Source organism: Paraburkholderia panacisoli (genome assembly GCF_008369935.1).
GTDB lineage: Bacteria > Pseudomonadota > Gammaproteobacteria > Burkholderiales > Burkholderiaceae > Paraburkholderia > Paraburkholderia panacisoli.
Genome location: NZ_VTUZ01000004.1, coordinates 278,138 through 297,420, shown reverse-complemented (window position 1 = coordinate 297,420; position 19,283 = coordinate 278,138). Strand labels below are relative to the sequence as shown.

The window sequence follows — 19,283 nt, the reverse complement described above, 5'->3', positions numbered from 1 at the left end:
AAGACCGCCGCATTCAGAGCCATACGCTACATCATGAATTCATCGTGGCGTCGCTTCGAACGGCGCACCATTCCTGCAATGCGTTGCGCACTTCTTCGATAACCGTGTCCCATTCGCCCAGATTGCGCTGACGGAATAGCCGCATCGACGGATACCAGGGAGTATCCTTTCTTTCGGTCATCCATCGCCAGTCCGTGTATGCGGGGACAAGCACCCACACAGGCAAGCCCGCGGCCCCCGCCAGATGTGCGACCGATGTATCGACAGTGATCAGCAGGTCGAGAGCGTGCAATATTGCAAGGGTATCGGTGAAGTCACAGATGCCCGGTCCCAGCGTGTGCACGTCAAACTGCCGCGCTAGTCCTTCGGTTTCACGTTCTTTCGCGCCCTTTTGAACCGAAAACCAGGTGATATCCGGTAGAGCAAATACCGCGTTCAACTTGTCGAACTGGATAGAACGGAAACGATCAAGAGCCGGGCGAGGATCGCCCGCCCATACGATGCCAATTCGTCGTTTTCCTGCCGACGCCCCCCGTGCTGAAACGGCTTCGATGCTGGCCTGCCAATAGCGCACCTTCGTCGGGTTCGGAGCGAGATACGGCATGACTACGGGAAGCATGGGCAGATCGAGTTTCATATGCTCCGGCACGCTGAACATATGACACCAGTAATCGTAAGGGCCGGGCGGCATGGCGGTGAACACGTGTCGCACTCCGCTCATGGACGTCGCCAGGGCCGCTATTGGCGTGTCGACGAGAACATCCACGGTGGCCCCCCGCAGGTACAGCCACTGCGCAAACCGAAGGAACTGTATCTGATCCCCAAGCCCCTGCTCGCCGACAAGCAGGAACTGGCATCCGGAGACTGACTCACCCTTCCATTCGGGGAAATCAGGCCAGGCCATTACCACGCGATTCTCCGGAATCTCGTAAAACGACTTGTGTCGCCGCCAGCCTTCCTCAAATTCGCCAAGACAAAGCAGCACGCCCGAGTAGCGGTATTGCACCACCGGATTATCAGGCAACGCCAACGCGGCCTTCTGACTGTACGCTCGACACTCTGCGACCCTCCCCAGCGTCCTGAGTGCCCATGCCGCGTTTTGACACAGGACCGCATCATATTGGTCAACGGCGAGTCCCTGCTGGGCTGCTGCGAACGCTTCCTCATAACGGTGGCTTTTAATCAGCACATATACAACTGCGTTTATGGCGGCGGTATCGTCTGAAAAGCGGGTTCTAATCTCACGGATGGTTTTGTCGAGTGTCGCGACGTGACTGCTATCGGTGATCGCCACAATGCTGTCAAGGTCATCTTTCGATGCCGCTGGCTGGAGCAACCAGGTGCGCATCCAGTAGACCACGGCCTTATCGACGTTGCCGAGTTCTGCATTGATCCCGGCAAGCGCGCGACTGGCGTGCCTTAATCCTGGCTCTATTTCGAGGGATTTCTCGTAGTGCATTATTGCTTCGCCAAAACGGCCCGACTGCCGCAGGCGGTCGGCGAGATTTCTGTGCAAGCTGGCGCTATCCCCCGCTAGTCCGAGCGCGCGCAGATAGTACGTCTCAGCAGATCCGAACTGACTGTTCAACGCAGCGAGCAGACCCGCGTGCTCCCATAAATCAGCCCGGTGAGGGGCGACCTGCAGCGCCCCATCTATATAGGCGCGTGCCTGGTCCAGATCGTTCAGATGAACACAAGTGAGGCCCATGCGATGCAGCACATGCTCATTGAACGGGCGCACAGCCAAAACCATCCGATAACACGCAGCCGCTTCTGTCATACGCAGTGAAGAAAAGTGCATATCAGCTCGCGCAACAAGCGCGTCTATGTGCATTTCGTCATCGTACATAAGAGATCGCATCGTGCATGAACAGTTCTAGTTGAATGTGCCCATCTTTTCAGATGGCTAACGTAGTCTTAGTAACCGTTAGTCAAGACATCCGACGTTTGCCAATTAGTAGCTGCGAATACGATGGATGCGTTAATCGCCGTCGATGGCTTTACCATTGCGTAAAAATTCCCTCCAGAGCCCGGCAGCGGGATAGTGCATTTGGCCGGTGTGCGCTGCGCCATAGAGGCAGTACAGTCTGGACTGGCCATGTTTATAGAGTTGGATCGGACAGACAACGTTGCGGTGTCGCTGGCCCCATCCGGCGTAAGAGTAAAGGTCAAATCTTTCCAGCCTACCCGGTTAGGCGTGCCGTCAGGACCGACCATCATCATCGAATGTGGGCCAGCCGGAATCGTGACCATGAAATAGAGCGTCTGATCCGGTGTCATTGGAAACCTGACCGGGCCGTAATCGTTGGTGAGATCAGTGACCGCTGGCGCTTTAACCTCGAACGGCCGCGTGTACTTGCTCACGACCCCATTGTTGTCAGTCACCGTCAAACTAATTTTATAAACGCCAGGCAAGTCATAGTTCCATACCGGACTGCTTGATTTCGTGCTTACGGTATCAGCAGCGCCAATGCCGAGATTCCACGCCCAGGTCTTGATTGGCACTCCTCCCCTGGCGGTAGACAGGTCGGTGCAAGTCACCTGCATCGAATCCTGGCTTTGTGAGCAATTGAAATCCGCCGCTACAGGTAGCTTTCCCGCTCTGGCCGCAATGACCGCCGCGTTTGCATCGAGAATGCCCGGCCCAATGTATTGGTCCGGTTGGCCGGTGGCGAAGGGTTGGACAGTCAACTGCAGAAGGTTACGCATTTCCGCGACTGTCAGGGATTTGGGGGCAATCGACTGAACCAGCGCAGCAACACCTGTGACGTGCGGCGCCGCCATCGACGTCCCGCTCATGTATGAGTACGACTCCGCTACTGGCTGTTTGGTCCCGCTGTTATAGGTGGACCAGATGTCCTGGCCAGGGGCGGCAATATCAATCATCTCCCCATAGTTCGACTGGTTGTATCTCCCGCCCAGGCTGGTCCCGGCGACGCTGATGACATTGCGACAGTTGGCGGGAGTGGAACTCGATACATCTCTATTGTCGTTTCCGGCGGCTGCGACAACAATCGCACCGCGGCTGGTGGCATCGTCGATTGCGCTTTGCAAAGTCCGATCACAGGTGCCGCCTGCGCTGACGCTCACGTTGATAACCTTCGCTGGGTAAGGATTGACGGGTGCGCCCGGGACACTACCGCCTGCAGCCCACACAATACCCTCGGCAACATTAGACATAGACCCTCTGCCGCACGCATCCATTGCGCGTACCGGCACGATCCTGGCCCCGGGAGCAATGCCAGCTATGCCATTGCCGTTGTTGGTCATTGCACCCATGATGCCGGCGACGTGCGTACCGTGCCAAATGACCGACGTACAGTTGTCTCCCGTGATGATGCCAGGCTCCGTGCCGTCTCCCCCCGAGTTATCTCCCATGAAACCGTAACCCGGCAAGACGTTGGCAGTCAGGTCGCTATGTTGAGTCACACCCATGTCAACGAGTGCCATCACGACGCCATGTCCATTCGCAAGATCCCATGCTCCTTCTGCGCGTATCCCGATGCTTTTGCTAGTCGGGTCCGATTTCGGCGCCCATTGCCTGGCATATTCCGGGTCATTCGGAACCAGCTGTATGGACATCTCCCGGTCTGGTTCTACATATTCGACATCGGGGTCCGACGCAATCGCGCGCATAAACGCTCTGGCTTCCCTGGCGTTCAGCTTGCGTGCCGTTATTACGACGTCTGCCCCAGCACCCAAGCGGCGTGAATGGCGTGCCTTTGAGGGGAATGCATTTCCAAACCGGTCAAGTTTTGATTGGACCGCTGTGGGAGAACGGCCTTCTGCGGTCCCATTCCGGTACTTGATGATGAAGCGGTCGTGGGTCACTTGCGGGTCGAGATTTTGCGTGTTCATCTTTAACGCGGATCGCAGCTGGACGGTAGATGACGATGCAGCTCTAGCAGCCTCTGCTACATCTGGTGGTGTCGGTGTCTGTGCCGCTACAGGCCGACTTATTGCACACGCCAGAAATGCTATCGAAAACAAACAACGGCCAGCAGCATGGATGCGACGCCGTGTTACTTTCAACCATAAAGTGCCGATCCGGGCATAACCTGGCTGGGAAACGCCCCAACCCGTATCACGTTTCTTCGTCTGCATTTTTCTTGTCCTTCTTTACCGCATTGGAAAGCCATAGCTCTTTTACGAAGGATCACGCACCGTCAATGGTTGCGAGTCAGTGCAACCTGGTGCACCTAATCTTCCATAAGCAAATGGCCAACTTAGCTCAAATGAGCTAAACAATAGCCTACTTAGCTCGAGCGGGCTAAGCAGTAGGCGTTTTCTTTTTCTTGCCTGGGAAGATTCAGCCGGACCAGAAGTTTGATGCGACGCGCATTGAAAAAGCAAAAAGCGCGATTGCTCGCGCTTCTTCTTGAGGTGACGTACGCCGTTTTACATCGGTGCGCTGGGATAGCCCGCACAAGCAATGAGGAGCGCCTGGAGTCCATGACTTTGCGATTTTTTGGATCAGCGCATCGGGCAATAGAAGCTCTCATGCCCGCAACGCGTGGGTCCGTTGCATGGCAAACGCCCTGCTCCAATCCCGCGCACACCAACTCGCTCAGCGCAGCTTCGCAACACCCTTGTTAGTCACTCGTGCTGCGGACGGATTACCGAATTGTGTCGTCACGCAATGGGTGAGGGCGGCGGTCTGCGCATCGTTCAATTGCGTGGCGAAGGCCGGCACGCCGACGTCGCTGCCCTTCGTCGTACAGCGCACGCCATGCAGAATCACCTGCCCAAGTCCCTTTGGGGAATTCGCCATGAGAGTCTTGTGGAATCAATCGTTTTATCCCAAGCAAGGCGCTTTCTTCAACGCGCATTACGGGACATGCGGGGTATTGCTGTTCCGGCTGCCACGCGCGTGACTCGGGACCCCGTTATCGATACTGCCCATGCCGATGCTGCCTGGCTCGCACCGCTGCCAAGGCCGGCAACGACGCATCAGAACTGATGCATCATCCCGACATAAGCGCCGGTTTGCGACTCGCCGACCAGAGGATTCGTGTTACTCGTCGAATCGCGCGGCGACGCTTCGAGCGAGAAATTCGAACTGCTCGCGTTGCGCACGTAGCCCACCGTGCCGTACAGGAAGGTGCGCTTCGACAGGTTGTAGGTCGTGCCAAGCACATACATCATCGCGTGCCCGGACGGATCGTGCGCAGCGTCGCCTCCGCCGTCGCCGACGTGGATGTAATAGCCGCCGGCCGTCACCGCCCAGCGCGACTGCACGTTGTACGTGGCGCCGAGCCAGTAGTGATCGGCGGTGTCGGCCACGCCGGCCGGCGAGTCCGGCGCCGAGTAATGCGTAAACGCGCCCTGGATCTTCACCGCGTCGAAATGCACGTTCGCGCCGACGAAAAATTCGCGCGACGCCTGGAAGATATTGCTGAAGTGGCCGTTGCTGTCGCGCAGTTCGTCGTAGATGCCGCGCACGTCGAACAGCGGCGAGTGATAGGTCAGCATGATGCCGTCCGAGCGGCCGAACTCACCCGGCGCGCCGCTGTTGAACGCGCCCAGCTGATTGCCGAACGAGTACTGCCCCTGCACGTCGAAGCCCCAGAACACCGGGCTCTTATATTCGACGTTGTTGTTAGTCTGCTGCCAGTTGCGCCCACGCACGAGCGACGCCGACGCAAACGCCTGCTGCACGAACGGATCGAATTCCCATACGCCGTCGCTGTCGATGAAGAGATTACGTCCGGCCTGCAGCGTGCCCCACTGGTCGCTCTTCAAGCCGACGAACGCGCGCCGCGACCAGAGCCGTCCGCCGCTCGTCGTGCCGTCCATGATTTGCAGACCGGTTTCCAGATTGAAGATTGCATGGAGCCCGCCGCCCAGTTCTTCATTGCCCTTGAGGCCCAGCATGCTGGTGCCCCAGTTGCCGCCTTCGGCGCGCCAGCGGCTCGCACTGCCGCCCGCGCCGTCGTTGATGTGATTCAGGTATTCGATGCCGCCGTCGAGACGTCCATATAGCGTCACGCTGGTTTGACCGTATGCGAGAGGACTCGCCACCACCAGAGTTGCCACGAGTTTTACAGGTAGTCTCATTGTTTTGCCGTGAGTCGTTGTCCAACATGGGGCAAAGCGGACTGCTGACAAATCGGAACTGCAAGGCATCCGGGACGCGACCCGATTCGCGACACTACGCACCTGGCCGTGCCTGACTGCAACGGATACGCCCCTGTTACGCGGTGCTCGCAACGCGACGAACTTTGGCGAGGTGTGTGCTCGACATGACAAGCTGCAACACCGGGCACATGCCGTGTAGCGATTCATGTGGAAGATCGAAAGCTGCAGAAGATAAGATAGCCGGTCATTCGGCTTCAGCCAAATCGAAATGCATTCCGTTGATCGACCCTTCATCTATTTGCCATGAATGCGACCGCACTGACCGAAGACGAAAATGACGACGCAAACCTGGGTCTCTACCAGCGCGCGACGCAAACCGGCGCGGAATGGTGGCGCGTCAGCGTGGCCGACCGGCCCGAGACCTATCGCCTCGAACATGGCGTCGACGATGCCAGCGGCACGGGCGCGGTCGATATCGATCTCGTGGTCGACGCGGAAAACCTGCGCGCAAAGCTGAAGAAATGGCGCCGCGAAGGCTTCGCGATCGACTCCGGCGACACCGCGAGCGCACCCGGCGCGCTTGAGCGCAAGGCCTTCATGCCGGAATTGCGGCGGGTCGCGGCGCTCGCCGCAGCGGCAAGGCACCGGCCTGATGACGACACGGGCGAGACCGTGCGCATCGGCCGGGTCGAGGTGCGCTGCGGCGCCGGCGGCGCGCTCGTGCCGCGCGTCAACCCCGCCTATCTGTTCGCGGCGCGCTTTAACGACATCGTCGAAGACATCGGCGAGAATCGCCGCGTGATGCTGATCGGTCACACCGGCGCGGGCAAGACCAGCCTGATCGAACAGGTCGCTGCGCGCTCGCGTCACGGCGTGCTGCGCTCTAACATGAACGGGCAGACCACCGTCGGCGATTTCGTCGGCTTCTGGACCGTCAAGGGCGGCGAGACGCTGTGGGTCGACGGCGTGCTGCCCACGGCGATGCGCGAAGGGCTCTGGCTGATCGTCGATGAAATCGATTTTGCCGAGCCGTCGATCCTCGCCGCCCTCACCGCCGTGCTCGAACCGCATGGGCGCCTCGTGCTGAAGGAGAAAGGCAACGAAATTGTCGCGCCGCATCCGTCATTCCGCCTCTTCGCGACGGCGAACGCAGTCGGCGCGATGAGCCAGTTCCGGCAGCTGTACCAGGGCGCGAATCTGATGAACGAGGCGTTTCTGGATCGCTGGCGCGTCTACCTGCTCGACTATCTGACGCCCGCCGAGGAAGCCGACGTGCTGATGCGAACGCTAGCGCCGAATATGACGCGCACACTGGCCGCGACGCTCGCCGCGATCGCCGCCGACTGCCGCGCGGCATTCGCCCGCGAGGATCTGTCGAGTGCGTTCTCGACCCGGCGCCTGCTCGACTGGGCCGAGCTGATGCTACGCACCGGCGACCCCGAGCGCGCCGCCGGCCCGGCGATCTACGCGAAGGTGAGCCCGGAGGACGCCGCGTTGATTCGCGGCATCGTCCGCCATCACATCGCGCCGGCCGCGTGAGCGGACGGCGGCAAGGAATGCGACAAGCAAAGCGACCAGGAACGCGCGCATGAACGCCGCACACACAACGCACGATAAGCGCGGTTTCGCATTCGAATCGACGCTTGGCAAGGTGGCCCGCGTGCTCACCGGACAATACGGCGTGACCGTCGTGTTCAGTCCCGAGGGACCGCGCGTCGAACCCGGCCGCATCGTGATTCCCGACTACGAGATGAACGGCGGCATCGACCGCGATGTGCTGGTCGGCTATCTGGACCTGCTGGTGGCGCGAGCGAAGCATGCGTCGCTCGCGCAACTCGACGCGCTGCCCGCTGGTATCGCCGCGAATCTCGCGCAAGTGATCGAGGACCGCCGCGTGTGCGCGCAACTGCTCGACGAATATCCGGGCTCGCGCTGGTTCATCGGCAAGCTCCGCGAGCACGCCGCGGAGCGCGTGCGGCAACGCTGGCCGAAGCTGCATTGGCGCGAGCGGCTGGTGTGGCTGGTCGAGCGCGCGCTGTGGGACGAACCGCCGAGCCGCACCGAAGCGAGCCCGTCGCTCGTGGCCGCGCTGCATGCCGCGCAGGATCTGCTACGCGACGCGCGCGCGAGCGGCTCGACCGCGCAGAGCATCGCGGCGGCGCACGCGCTGGTGGCGCGCGTGCGGGCCTTGTCGGCGGGCGACGTGAACAGCATGGCGTTCAGCGCGGATGCGGTCGAGGACATCGACACGCAGAGCGCCGCCGCATCGTCCGCGCCCTTCGACGACGACACCGTGCTGCCCGATCACGACAGCGCGGCCGCGCCGAGCGCCGAGCGCAGCGGCGGCGCGCAGGCCGACGATGTGCTCGGCATGGGACAGTCGCTCGCCGACTCGCAGCAGCCGTCCACCCGCTCCGAAGGCGCAGCGGGCGCGAGCGCAACGCATGCCCCGCGGGCCCGGCTATCGATTCCGCTCGCCACCGAGTTCGACGTGCTCGCCGACCTCACGGGCCAGGGCGACAGCGCGGTGTGGCGCGCGCTGCGCGCGCAAGCCCGTGCCGACACCGCGCCGCTGAAGGACAAACTCGAACGCGCGCTGAGCGCCGACGAGCGCGTGCGCTGGCGCCGCGAGCAGGAGCGCGGCGAAATCGACCGCACCGCGCTCGCGCGGCTCGCGACCTCGCCCGGCTACCGCACGCCGTTTCGCACGCAACGCGCGGCCAAAGGGCGCGACGTCGCGGTGACGCTGCTGATCGACCGCAGCGGCTCGATGGCCGGGCGCAAGATCGAACTCGCGCGCCTGTGCGCGGCGGCGCTGTGCGATGCGCTCACGCAGCTCTCGTTCGATTGCGAAGTGCTCGGCTATTGCTCGCTCGAATCCGCGCCGATGCGCCAACTCTACGAGCGGCAGCTGGCGACCGGCGCGGACTTGCGGCGCTACAACCGCTTCGTCGAGCGGCTCGATCTGAAGGTGTACAAGCGCTTCGGCGCGGCTGACCTGAGCGGGATCGCCGCGATCGACTGCGGTCACGAGAACCCCGACGGCGAAGCGCTCGCGTGGGCCGCGACGCGGCTCGCCGATCATCAGGCCGCGCGGCGCATCCTGATGGTGTTTTCCGACGGCTATCCGTCGACCGGCGACGGCGATCCGCAAGTCTTGCGCCGCGATCTGCGCGAACGCGTCGCGGCAATCGGCAAGCGCGGCATCGAACTGGTAGGGATCGGCGTGCTGACCGACGCGGTCGAGGACTTCTATCCGCGCAACGTGGTGGTCAGCCGCCTCGCCGAATTGCCGTCGACGGTGTTCTCGGTGCTGAGTTCGTTGCTGCTGACGCGCTAGCGTTCCCATATCTCACGCCGTGACCCTTCGAGGTGGAGCTGCAACGCGCCTGTTCACGCCAGTTGCGGCTTGAACGGGAAGTGCTCGATCTCGCCGCCGCGCGCGACCACCGCCGAACTTTCGGGAATCTCCTGCCACCAGCCCGGCAAATCCGCGAGCGGCTCCGATAGCACCAGGAACGCATTCTCGCCGGCCAGCGCGATGCGCGGATCGTCGGGATACAGCTCGTGCAGATGACGGAACGACGTGCTGTGAAAGAGCGACCGCGACTGCCCTTCGCTCGAATAACGGACCGCGACGATCTGCTCGCCGTCGGTCGCGCACACAGTCATGTTCACCGGCTCGTCCACGCCGTGCCGGCGGCCGGTGGCCTCGACGAACCCCACCATCCGTTCGAGCGCGGTGACGGGCGCCAGCTCCAGGCCGAATGTCAGCGCCAGGAAAAACAGCACTTCGGAATCGGTCGACCCTTCGATCGACGGGAACAGGTCGGGGTCGATCGCCACCATCAGATCGCGGCGCACCGCCGGATAGTTGCGCACCAGCCCGTTGTGCGCGAACAGCCAGCGGCCGTGACGGAACGGATGGCAGTTGGTTTCCTGCGACGGCGTGTCGGTCGCCGCGCGTATGTGCGCGACGAACAGCGGCGCGTGAATCGCCCGCGCGGCCTCGCGCAGATTGCGGTCGCTCCATGCGGGCTGGATGCAGCGGTAGCGGAACGGAATGTCGGTCGGATGGCCGTACCAGCCGATCCCGAAGCCGTCGCCATTGGTGGTGGTATGGCCGAGCCGCGAATGCAGGCTCTGGTCGATCAGTGAATGTTTGGCGTTGAACAGCACCGTTTCGAGCTGAAGCGGGTTGCCGGTATAAGCGAGCCAGCGGCACATGAATGCTCTCCTCTTGAATGGGGCCGAGCGCTGCGGCGCGACCCGCCGCCGGGGTGAAGGGCTATTTGACCACGGGCTGCAGCGTCGCGATCGGAATCAGGAATTCGGAGAAGCCGGTCAGCATGATCTGTACGCCGATGCACAGCAGCAGAAACGACGATACACGCATCGCCACCTTGGTCCCTTCCACACCGAGGTATCTGGCGAAAATCACCGCGTGGCTATAGATCAGATAGACGGTGACGGCCACCGCGAACGAGATCACCACCGACGCAATGCTCGACAGCACGAACTCCGACAGCTTGTGCGTGCGGTTCGCCGTCAGCGCGATCGCGGTCGCGATCGAGCCGGGTCCGGTGGTCAACGGAATGGTGAGCGGGAAGAATGCTTTGGACATCGCGTTGTCCGCGTCGACGCGCTTGACGGCCGACGGATCGGCCGGCGGCGTGTCGGGTGCGTTGAGCATCTGCCAGCCGCCCACCGCCACCGCGAGGCCGCCGCCGATGCGCAGCGCCTCTATCGAAATGCCGAAGAAATGCAGGATCGGCGTACCGATAAAGAACGCCACCAGCAGCACGCTGACTACGTTGATGGCGATTTTCCTCGCGAGCGCGGTGCGCTCCTCGGTGGTTAATGCCGCGGTCCGGTCAAGGAAGACGAATGCAATGCCGATCGGGTTGATGATGCTGATCAGGCCGGTGAAGCCAAACAGAATGTCCGAGATCAGACTGGCAACCATATGCGTTCCGTGTCGAACGGCGGCCCGGTTGGCGCGACGCCCAGTCGGCCCGCCGAAGACGCCCAGCCATGTTGATGAACCCGGAGCGCTTTGCGTGATCCGGACCATGCTCGCACTGCGTGCTGCAGATCATATCGCGGCGCGCCAGTCAAAGCCGCAAAAAGCCGCGCGCGCGGCCGGCCACCCGTCGGCGTGCCGCTGCGCGCGCGCCGCCTTGCAGCGCAGCAAGCGCAAGCCGAACGATGCGCTCGCAACTTTCATAAAGCCTACACTTTTTTGTAGCCCTTTACGTAAGCAAACTAACAGGCATACAGTCCTCACCGAAGCCGCGCTTTCTACGAGACGTACTTAACCGTTCGAGGAGTTGCCCCTATGTTGCTTCGTGCACTCGCCGCGCTGCCGTTCATCGGCATTCTGCTCGGCGTCCCGTTTGTGAACCGAGTCGAGCCGCTGATGCTCGGCATGCCGTTCGTGCTGGCCTGGATTGTCATGTGGGTGGTGCTAAGTTCGATCATCATGGCGATCGTCTACCGTCTGGACCCGTCGAACCGCCATGTCGCCGCCGATGGCGAGGAGGTCCGCTCATGAGCGCACTCGTCATCATCGCGGCCGTCACGCTGTTCGCCCTCTTTCTCGGCGTGCGCGCGCGGCGCGGCCACGACATGAGCCTCGAACAGTGGAGCGTGGGCGGCCGCAGCTTCGGCACCGCCTTCGTGTTCCTGCTGATGGCCGGCGAAATCTACACGACCTTCACCTTCCTCGGCGGCAGCGGCTTCGCGTACGGCAAGGGCGCGCCGGTCTACTACATCCTCGCGTACGGCACGCTCGCGTACATCCTGTCGTACTGGATGCTGCCACCGATCTGGCGTTACGCGAAGAAACAGCGCCTCGTCTCGCAGCCGCACTTCTTCTCGCGCAAATACGACAGCCCGGCGCTCGGCACGCTGGTCGCGATGGTCGGCGTGGCCGCGCTGATTCCATACCTCGTGCTGCAGTTGAAGGGGCTCGGCATCATCGTCGCGACCGCGTCGTATGGCGCGATCTCGTCGACGGCGGCCGTGTGGATCGGCGCCTGCGTCGTGACGGCTTATGTGATCGTCTCCGGCGTGCGCGGCTCCGCGTGGAATTCGGTGGTGAAGGACCTGCTGATCCTCGCGATCGTGCTGTTCCTCGGCATCTATCTGCCGCTGCACTACTACGGCGGCCTGGGCGACATGTTCCGCGCGATCGACGCCGCCCGCCCCGGCTTCCTCGCGTTCCCGGCGCGCGGTTCGAGCGTGACGTGGTTCCAGTCGACCGTGCTGCTGACGGCGCTCGGCTTCTTCATGTGGCCGCACACGTTCAGCTCGGTCTTCACCGCCAAGGACGAGCGCATCTTCCGCCGCAATGCGATCGTGCTGCCGCTGTATCAGCTGATCCTGCTGTTCGTGTTCTTCGTCGGCTTTGCGGCGACGCTGCGGGTACCGGGCCTGACGGGCGGCAACATCGACCTGTCGCTGTTCCGCCTGTCGTTGCAGACCTTCGACCCGTGGTTCGTCGGCGTGATCGGCGCGGCCGGCATTCTGACCGCGCTGGTGCCGGGCTCGATGATCCTCACGTCCGCGTCGACGCTGCTCGCCAACGACGTGTATCGCGGCATGGTGAACCGCGGCGCATCGGATGCGTCGGTGGCGCTGCTCGCGCGCGTGCTGGTGCCGGTGGTCGCGCTGGTGGCGGTGGGCTTCACGCTGCGTGGCGGCGAGACGATCGTCGCGTTGCTGCTGATGGGCTACAGCTTCGTGACACAGCTCTTCCCCGCGGTGATCTGCAGCCTGTTCCCGCGTAACCGCGCGACCAAACAGGGGGCGTTCTGCGGAATCCTGGCGGGCGTCGCGGTGGTCACGCTGACGACCACGCTGCACTGGAGCATCGGCCAGTTGATGCCGTTCCTGCCCGATGCGTTGAAGGACGTGAACATCGGCTTCCTCGCGCTGGCGGTGAACGTGGTCGTGTTCGTCGTGGTAAGCGCGGTGACGCAGCCGCGGCCGGTCGAGCAGACGCAGGCATCGGTTCACTGAGGGTTGCACTAACGCATCGTTCACGTGGTAGTACCCGAAGGGGCTGTTCGCTTGAGGCGACAGCCCCTTTTCTGTTTCCACGTCTTGATGTTCAGCGCATGCGCACGATCAGGCGTCGCGACGAAGCCGCCTCGATCAAAAGTCAAATCTACACAAGAATGAAAAAAACGCGCTGCGGGTGCTGCGCATCAAGTCGTCCAGCGGATCAATGTGTGGAAAGTAAAAGTTCTCGCGGCAACGAAGATTCCCCCAACGGCGTTCGAGCTTTTCACGAACGCCGTTAAACTACGCGTGCATCAATGGCCGATGAAGGCCGCCCAATTCAATCGACACGCGGAGCCCATGCATGTCCTATGTTCTCTACTACTCGCCGGGCGCGGCGAGCATGGCTGTTCATTGGATGCTGATCGAAATGCGCGTCCCGTTCGAAGCGCGGCTCGTCGATATCGACGCTGGCCAGCAGCACGATCCGCAATACCTGTTGCTCAATCCGAGCGGGCGCGTGCCGACGCTGGTCGTCGACGGCTCGCCGCGCCACGAATCGGCCGCGCTGCTGATGCTGCTGGCCGAGCGGCACCCGGAGGCCGCGCTCGCGCCCGCCCCCGGTTCGGCGGAGCGCGCCGCGTGGCTGGAGTCGATGATCTATCTCGCCAACACGCTCCTGCCCGCGATGCGCGACTGGTTCTACGCCGACAGCGATGGCGATCCCGCCGGCGCCGAAGCGGTTCGCGCGCTCGCGCGGCGCCGGATCGAACAGGCGTGCGAGCACCTCGACGCGCGGCTCGCGGACGGGCGCGGCTATCTGGTCGGCGGCACGCTCAGCACGGCGGACCTGCTCGCGGTGATGTTGATGCGCTGGACCCGCAACATGCCGCGTCCCGCGCTGGGCTGGCCGCATCTCGCGCGCTATATCCGCGGGCTGCGATCGCTGCCGTCGTTTATTGAATTGAATGCGCGGGAAAAGCTGACGGAATGGCGCAACGAGGATCGTTGAGGTGCCTGGCGCGGGCGCACCATTGCAGTGTTCAACGCGAGTGACACGCAAGCGCCACCGCTCGCGCCACGTGCCCGCAAACTCGCATCAATCCGGCCGCCTTCCTACGATCACCAGTCCGCGCGACAAACCACTCACGCTGTCGACCGCCAGCGCAGCCGCGTACAGTTGCGTGACCGGCACCCACACGGCCGGATACTTGTACCTCGCGACATCGAGCAGCAGCGCGCTGTCGCTCGCGGGGTCGTAGGCAGCGAGCGGCGACCAGTGCCCGCCGCCCGCCTCGCCGATCTCCGCCCGTCTGAAGTTCAGCAACGCGAAGCGATCTTGACGAACCACGGTGTCGCGAATCAGATCGCGAAAGCGATCGAGCGTCAGGTCGGCGGCGTGGAACTTCGTCACCTCGACGGGAAACGCGCCCAACGCCGCGCCGAGCTGATCGAGCGTCATGCCTTCCTTCGAAACCTGCGCGGCGTTCGCCACCTGCGCATCGATGCCGCGAAAGAAATCCTGCTGCGAGAAAAATGGATAGTCGGGGTACTGGCTCGACTCGGGACGGCGAATGCCCAACGCGTTGAGCGCCATCACCGATGTCGCCACCGAGCAGAAAGCCTCGTTGCGCTGCGTTTCGAAGTATTGCGCGAGCGGCCAGTACGCCTGGTTGTACGCGGTGGACATCAGCCGCTTCTGTCCCGCCGCCTGCGTCAACGGGATCAGGTTGGCCGGGACGGGCAACGGTCCTTCGGCCGCACGCGCCGCGACTGGCGGGGAAGCGGACGGCGACGCCTGCGCCAGGCTTTGCGCGCTGACCTGAGCGGCCATTGGCGGATGAGCGTCGCCCTGGCTCGTGGACGGCGGCAACGGCGCACAGGCGGCCAACGCTACTGCGACCACCGCCACGAACCACTCGGGCCGGCTCATGCGCGCGACGGCGCGCATCGACGAATCTCTGGACATTGCCCCTTCCGCTGCGGATGAATCGGAGTCACCACGGCCGCCGACGCACGCTGTGCCACGCCGGCGGGCTCCGGATTTTTAACACGAAACCGTGCTGCGCGTGCGCGACGATGTTGATGCGTAGGCGGCATGCGTGGCGCGTGCTCGCGGATCGGATATACTCGCCGGCCCTGCGCAGGCCGCTATGTCGTGGCCTGCCAGCGTCGCGAGAAACGAACGCTGTTCTACGGCATGGGCCGCAGCAGGAACCACCTCGTCGTCGCGAGCAAAACGGCGACGAACATGACGGCAGTTCGACCGCTACGGCGAGTCCAACGCACGCATCGTTTCAGCACGCGTCGCTGAGCCGATTCGCCGGTTTTTCGCACGCTGCCGTCGAAATTCATTCCACCGCAATTCATGATCCGGATATGGCAATTCAATCACCGTGCGTCGACGTTTGCCGAATCGACGGCCAATCGGGTTTCTGCGTCGGCTGCCTGCGTACTCGCGAAGAAATCCGCGAATGGAAAGGCATGACGGATCACCGGCGTCACGAGATCATCAGCGACCGCGCGCGCCGCGCGGCAAAACTGCCAGTCATCACGACGCCCGCGCCGCAAACATCCGCACCCTGAACATCATGAACCCGCCGGCCGGGTCGCCGGCGTAACGAACGCGTAGCCGTTCTTACCGCTGCGTTTGACCTGATACATCGCGTCGTCGGCAGCGGCGACGAGGCGGCGGTAGTCGTCGACGGGCTCGGGAAAGCACGCAATGCCGATGCTGGCGCGCACGAGGCCGAGTCCCATCCGCTCGTCGGTGTGCACCACGCAAGCAATCAGCCGCCGCGCGATGTCGGCAAGCTGCGCGTGGGTTGCGTACGCGCTCACCAGCACCGCGAACTCGTCGCCGCCGATCCGCGCGACGAGTTCGGCCTCGCGCATCGATTCGCGAAAACAGATGGAGACCGCGATCAGGAATTCGTCGCCCGCATGATGGCCGAGCGAATCGTTGACCTGCTTGAAGCCGTCCAGATCGACATACAGCACCGCTATGCTGCGAGCCGGCGTAGCGGCGCGCGCGCTGGCCGCGGCCTCTCTGAGCGCGGCCAGCAGTTTGCGCCGGTTCGGCAAGCCCGTCAGCGAATCGTGCAGCGACGCATGCTCGAACTCCTGCGACTGGCCCGCGAGCTGTCGATTTCGTTTGGCGTACATGCCCAGCGCGGTGAGCAGCATGCAGAACAGCAGCGCCGCCAACGCGATCAGCGTGCGCGCGACATGCGTGATCCGCACGCGCACGTCGGCGCTGTCGGCGTCGCGTTGCGCGCGCCAGTACGTGGAAACGTCGGCGAGCATCGCGTCGGTATCGGCGAGGTTTGCGGCCGGAGTCAGCGTGGCGGGCGCAAAGTGCGGCGCCGGGGCCGGGCTCGCGTTCACCAGCGCGGCAAGCGACGCGAGACGCTGGGTGAACTCGGCGTGAGCGCGCTGGTAGTCCTGCGCGTGAGTCGCACTGCGTTCGGGCATGTGTTGCCAGACGCCGAGCTGTTCACGCGCGCTCTCGGCGCGCGCGGCCGCGTCGAGAACAAGGCTCGCGTATTCCTGCTTCAACTGATCCGAAAAGACGGTCCTGATCTGAATCGCCAGGTACAGCAGGCCGAGCAGCAGACACAGCATCGACGCGACGGCGACAGTCGCCGGACCAGGCCTGAAGCGCATCGCCGGGACGGGTCCGCGCGTCACGTACCGGGGCCGCCGCGGCTCATGGATGGGAGTAGATGTCTTGTTGCTGGCGTCCGCTGTCATGTTGCCGATAGCTCACGCGTCGAAAGAACAGCCCCATCCGTGCGAACAGACTGCTCTTGTGCGGCGAGGCGTTCGCCGCCGAGCCATTGCGGTCCTGTTGCGCGTTCCGTGCGTCTTTGGCGCTTCGGCTTGCGGTGGACGTCTGCGCGGCGGAATCGGCGTTCGTTGCGCGCCGGTTGTTGCGGCGAGGCGAAGGTGCGGGTGTTAGCGGGGTTGCTGGGCTCGGGCGGGTGTTGTCGGCGAGCGTGGTGTCCGGAATTGCGTTGCCGGGAAGTGCGTTGCCGGTCGCTGTGTTGCCGGTAAGTGCGGCGTCGGCGAGCATCGTTGCCAACGGCGCCGGCGCTTGCGTCACCCGACCCTCCCAGACCGCCCGCTCGCCGTCCTCTTCGTCAGCCTGGTCCGCCGCTAATTCTTCGGTTGACGCTGTGTTCGTCAATGCGTTCGCAGGGGCTGTGCCGTGCGACGTCATCGTTTCGGGCGCGCCTGGCATTGCCGCTGTGGATCTCGCGGATGCATCCGTGGCGGCGACTGCTGCCGCTTGCGTCGTCGCCGCCATCACGGCTTGCGGCGCGGGCTGCCGCCCGGACGCGCTGGCCGCCGCCGGCCCTCGAATGCCGAGCGCCTGCCGCGCCGTCGCGATGGCCTCGGCATACGCCTGCTGATCACGATTGAACCAGACGCTGTAAGTCACCGTCCCCAGCACACCGAACGCCAGCGCACCGGCAGCGGCCGTGCAAAGCGCGAGACGGCCAAAGCGTGCCGGCGCCGCATTCGCTCCATACGGCTCGCGGTCTTCGAAATCCGCATCCCGGCCGTCTGGATCTGAGTAAGGCAAGTCGCTATCGTTAGCCATCGCACTAGCTCCGAAGTACGTCCCACGTCTGTCTTCCTGGCCAACCACAAGGCCAACCGCAGACCCACATCAGACTTCGATCAGACGACATCGCAAGGTCGATGCAAGCGCCGCTGAACGAATGTAACTCGCTCCTCAGCCGACGACAACACGAGCGCCTCGCTTTAAACGCCGCCACGCGACACAGCCCTTTCCGCAGGGACCCGGTAAAAGGTTCAACTGCGGCCTCGCGCCGCGAGCCGTGCCACCGCTTCGACTGGCGCCGCCACGCGGTCTGATGCCCAGGCAGCCGCTCTCGCTCTGCGACACGCAACAACCGCGCCCAGCCGCTCGCCTATTGGCCTCACGCGCTCCTCACGTGCCCCTTTGCGGCCCGCGCTTAAAACGCGGTCCGCGCGACGCGTAGTTCGCGACACCTGCTACTGTTCAGATTCCCGAAAAAACGCCCGCGCACTGGTAGTGTCTCGTCCGCCTGCCAACCCGCCTGGCTTACCGTCATCGGTCAGTCCAAAAAACATGTCCAACGCCTACACCCATAAGCCGCTTACGCCATTTCGCCGCGCCCTCGCGCGCTTTTCGCTATCCGAAACGGCGAAATACACCAAGCTCACATTGGGCCTGTGGATCGGTTTCGCGATCCCTTCGCTGCTCGGCTATCCCGACGCCGCCGTGTCCCTCGCCGGTTCGGCCATGCTGACGCTGGCGCTTGGAAGCTCGATTTCGGCGGCCAGAAGCTATTTCTACAAGCGCGTGCTGTCCAACGTCGTCGCGATGCCGCTGGGCACGCTGCTCATCTGGCTGACCGCGCCGAATCTGTGGCTCGGCGCGTTGCTGCTGCCGGTGGTGATCTTCGGCATCGTCGGTCTCAGGCCGTCGCTGTTCCAGATGACCAGCGTCACGGTGCCGATGACACTCGTCCTCTACACCGGCGAACACCTCCCATTGCTCGAACAGCGGCTGATCGGCGTGGTGCTCGGCATGCTGCTCGGCTTCATCATCCAGCAGGTGGCGTTTCCGCCCGATCACGGCTACTGGGCGAACACGCTCGTCAACGACGGCAACGAGCAGTCGACCGGCACGCTCGCGCAACTGGCCGCCGGCAAGCTCGACCGTGCGCAGATCAAACCGGCCACTGCAAAACTGCGCGCGCTGAGCACCAATCTCAAACAGGCGCACCTGCTGTTGAAGACGGATAGCGAGCAGGCGTGGGTCTCGCCTCACCTGAAGCGCAACCGGGCCCGCGCGCCGCTCTTCGCGTGCTATCAGGAAACTTTCGACTCGCTCGTCAACTTTCTGGAGACGCTGGATACATTCCACGATCAGTTCACCGCGCTCGACGCATCATGGCGCGAAGCCTTCTTCGCGCGGCTCGGCACGCTGGTGGCGGCGCACCGTCGACTGGCCGAGGCGGCCGACCTGCGGGTCGAACGGCCGCCGTTGCCCGCGCCGCCGCTGCACATGGAAGAGTTGCGCCATCTGATCGAAGATCTGCCCGCGTCCAACGTATTCACGAGCGTGTACCTCGGCCACCTGACCGGCTACGGGATTCTCCTTTGCCGCCTCAGCGAACTGCATACCGCGTGAGCGCCGGCCC

The 19,283-nt window shown here is 63.3% G+C and carries 16 protein-coding genes; 7 read left to right on the top strand and 9 right to left on the bottom strand.

From position 1 onward, the window contains the following. Positions 1-31 precede the first annotated feature (31 nt). The 4 genes from FVF58_RS08230 to FVF58_RS08215 form a co-directional block, all read right to left on the bottom strand. Positions 32-1,849: a tetratricopeptide repeat protein gene (locus FVF58_RS08230; RefSeq protein ID WP_188130747.1), complete on the bottom strand. Its 1,818-nt coding sequence runs from the start codon at positions 1,847-1,849 to the stop codon at positions 32-34. Positions 1,850-1,917: 68 nt separating this feature from the next. After that, positions 1,918-3,858, bottom strand: a complete 1,941-nt coding sequence (locus FVF58_RS08225) for a S8 family serine peptidase (RefSeq protein WP_188130746.1) — start codon at positions 3,856-3,858, stop codon at positions 1,918-1,920. A 709-nt stretch (positions 3,859-4,567) separates the two neighbouring features. Continuing rightward, complete coding sequence (locus FVF58_RS08220; protein WP_149669400.1) at positions 4,568-4,771, bottom strand: hypothetical protein; 204 nt, start codon at positions 4,769-4,771, stop codon at positions 4,568-4,570. Between the two features lie 179 nt (positions 4,772-4,950). Next, positions 4,951-6,057 carry a porin gene (locus FVF58_RS08215; RefSeq protein ID WP_149669399.1) on the bottom strand — a complete coding sequence of 369 codons (1,107 nt, stop codon included), beginning with the start codon at positions 6,055-6,057 and terminating at the stop codon, positions 4,951-4,953. A 324-nt stretch (positions 6,058-6,381) separates the two neighbouring features. Between FVF58_RS08215 and FVF58_RS08210 the strand changes: the two genes are divergently transcribed. Both FVF58_RS08210 and FVF58_RS08205 read left to right on the top strand, forming a co-directional pair. Then, entirely contained in the window at positions 6,382-7,617 is a 1,236-nt protein-coding gene (locus tag FVF58_RS08210; protein ID WP_149669398.1) for an AAA family ATPase, read from the top strand. Between the two features lie 49 nt (positions 7,618-7,666). Continuing rightward, positions 7,667-9,418, top strand: coding sequence for a cobaltochelatase CobT-related protein (locus FVF58_RS08205; RefSeq protein WP_149669397.1), 1,752 nt, complete (start codon positions 7,667-7,669; stop codon positions 9,416-9,418). Between the two features lie 53 nt (positions 9,419-9,471). On the opposite strand, the gene FVF58_RS08200 is transcribed toward FVF58_RS08205, so the two are convergent. Both FVF58_RS08200 and FVF58_RS08195 read right to left on the bottom strand, forming a co-directional pair. Continuing rightward, the gene (locus tag FVF58_RS08200; RefSeq protein WP_149669396.1) at positions 9,472-10,305 is read right to left on the bottom strand and encodes a class II glutamine amidotransferase; all 834 of its coding nucleotides are present in this window, start codon (positions 10,303-10,305) and stop codon (positions 9,472-9,474) included. A 61-nt stretch (positions 10,306-10,366) separates the two neighbouring features. Beyond that, entirely contained in the window at positions 10,367-11,044 is a 678-nt protein-coding gene (locus FVF58_RS08195; RefSeq protein ID WP_149669395.1) for a MarC family protein, read from the bottom strand. Between the two features lie 372 nt (positions 11,045-11,416). Between FVF58_RS08195 and FVF58_RS08190 the strand changes: the two genes are divergently transcribed. From FVF58_RS08190 to FVF58_RS08180, 3 genes are all read left to right on the top strand, one after another. After that, positions 11,417-11,632 (top strand): DUF3311 domain-containing protein, encoded by a 216-nt coding sequence (locus FVF58_RS08190; RefSeq protein WP_149669394.1) that lies wholly within the window; start codon positions 11,417-11,419, stop codon positions 11,630-11,632. Further along, positions 11,629-13,101, top strand: coding sequence for a sodium:solute symporter family protein (locus tag FVF58_RS08185; RefSeq protein WP_149669393.1), 1,473 nt, complete (start codon positions 11,629-11,631; stop codon positions 13,099-13,101). Before FVF58_RS08190 ends, FVF58_RS08185 begins: the two co-directional genes overlap by 4 nt. A 346-nt stretch (positions 13,102-13,447) precedes the next feature. Continuing rightward, complete coding sequence (locus FVF58_RS08180; protein ID WP_149669392.1) at positions 13,448-14,095, top strand: glutathione S-transferase family protein; 648 nt, start codon at positions 13,448-13,450, stop codon at positions 14,093-14,095. Between the two features lie 87 nt (positions 14,096-14,182). Here the strand turns inward: FVF58_RS08180 and FVF58_RS08175 are convergent, their stop codons facing one another. After that, positions 14,183-15,052, bottom strand: a complete 870-nt coding sequence (locus tag FVF58_RS08175) for a phytochelatin synthase family protein (protein ID WP_149669391.1) — start codon at positions 15,050-15,052, stop codon at positions 14,183-14,185. Between the two features lie 410 nt (positions 15,053-15,462). On the opposite strand from FVF58_RS08175, the gene FVF58_RS08170 reads away from it, so the two are divergent. Beyond that, entirely contained in the window at positions 15,463-15,669 is a 207-nt protein-coding gene (locus FVF58_RS08170) for a DUF1289 domain-containing protein (protein ID WP_149669390.1), read from the top strand. A 3-nt stretch (positions 15,670-15,672) separates the two neighbouring features. Here the strand turns inward: FVF58_RS08170 and FVF58_RS08165 are convergent, their stop codons facing one another. Together FVF58_RS08165 and FVF58_RS08160 are read right to left on the bottom strand one after the other, a co-directional pair. Then, a complete protein-coding gene (locus tag FVF58_RS08165; RefSeq protein ID WP_149669389.1) occupies positions 15,673-16,836 on the bottom strand; it encodes a GGDEF domain-containing protein in 1,164 nt (387 codons plus the stop codon). Further along, on the bottom strand, positions 16,793-17,689 hold the full coding sequence (locus tag FVF58_RS08160; protein ID WP_149669388.1) for a hypothetical protein: 897 nt from the start codon (positions 17,687-17,689) through the stop codon (positions 16,793-16,795). Before FVF58_RS08160 ends, FVF58_RS08165 begins: the two co-directional genes overlap by 44 nt. Positions 17,690-18,205: 516 nt before the next feature. Between FVF58_RS08160 and FVF58_RS08155 the strand changes: the two genes are divergently transcribed. Then, a complete protein-coding gene (locus tag FVF58_RS08155; RefSeq protein ID WP_149669387.1) occupies positions 18,206-19,273 on the top strand; it encodes an aromatic acid exporter family protein in 1,068 nt (355 codons plus the stop codon). The last annotated feature ends 10 nt before the right edge of the window (positions 19,274-19,283 follow it).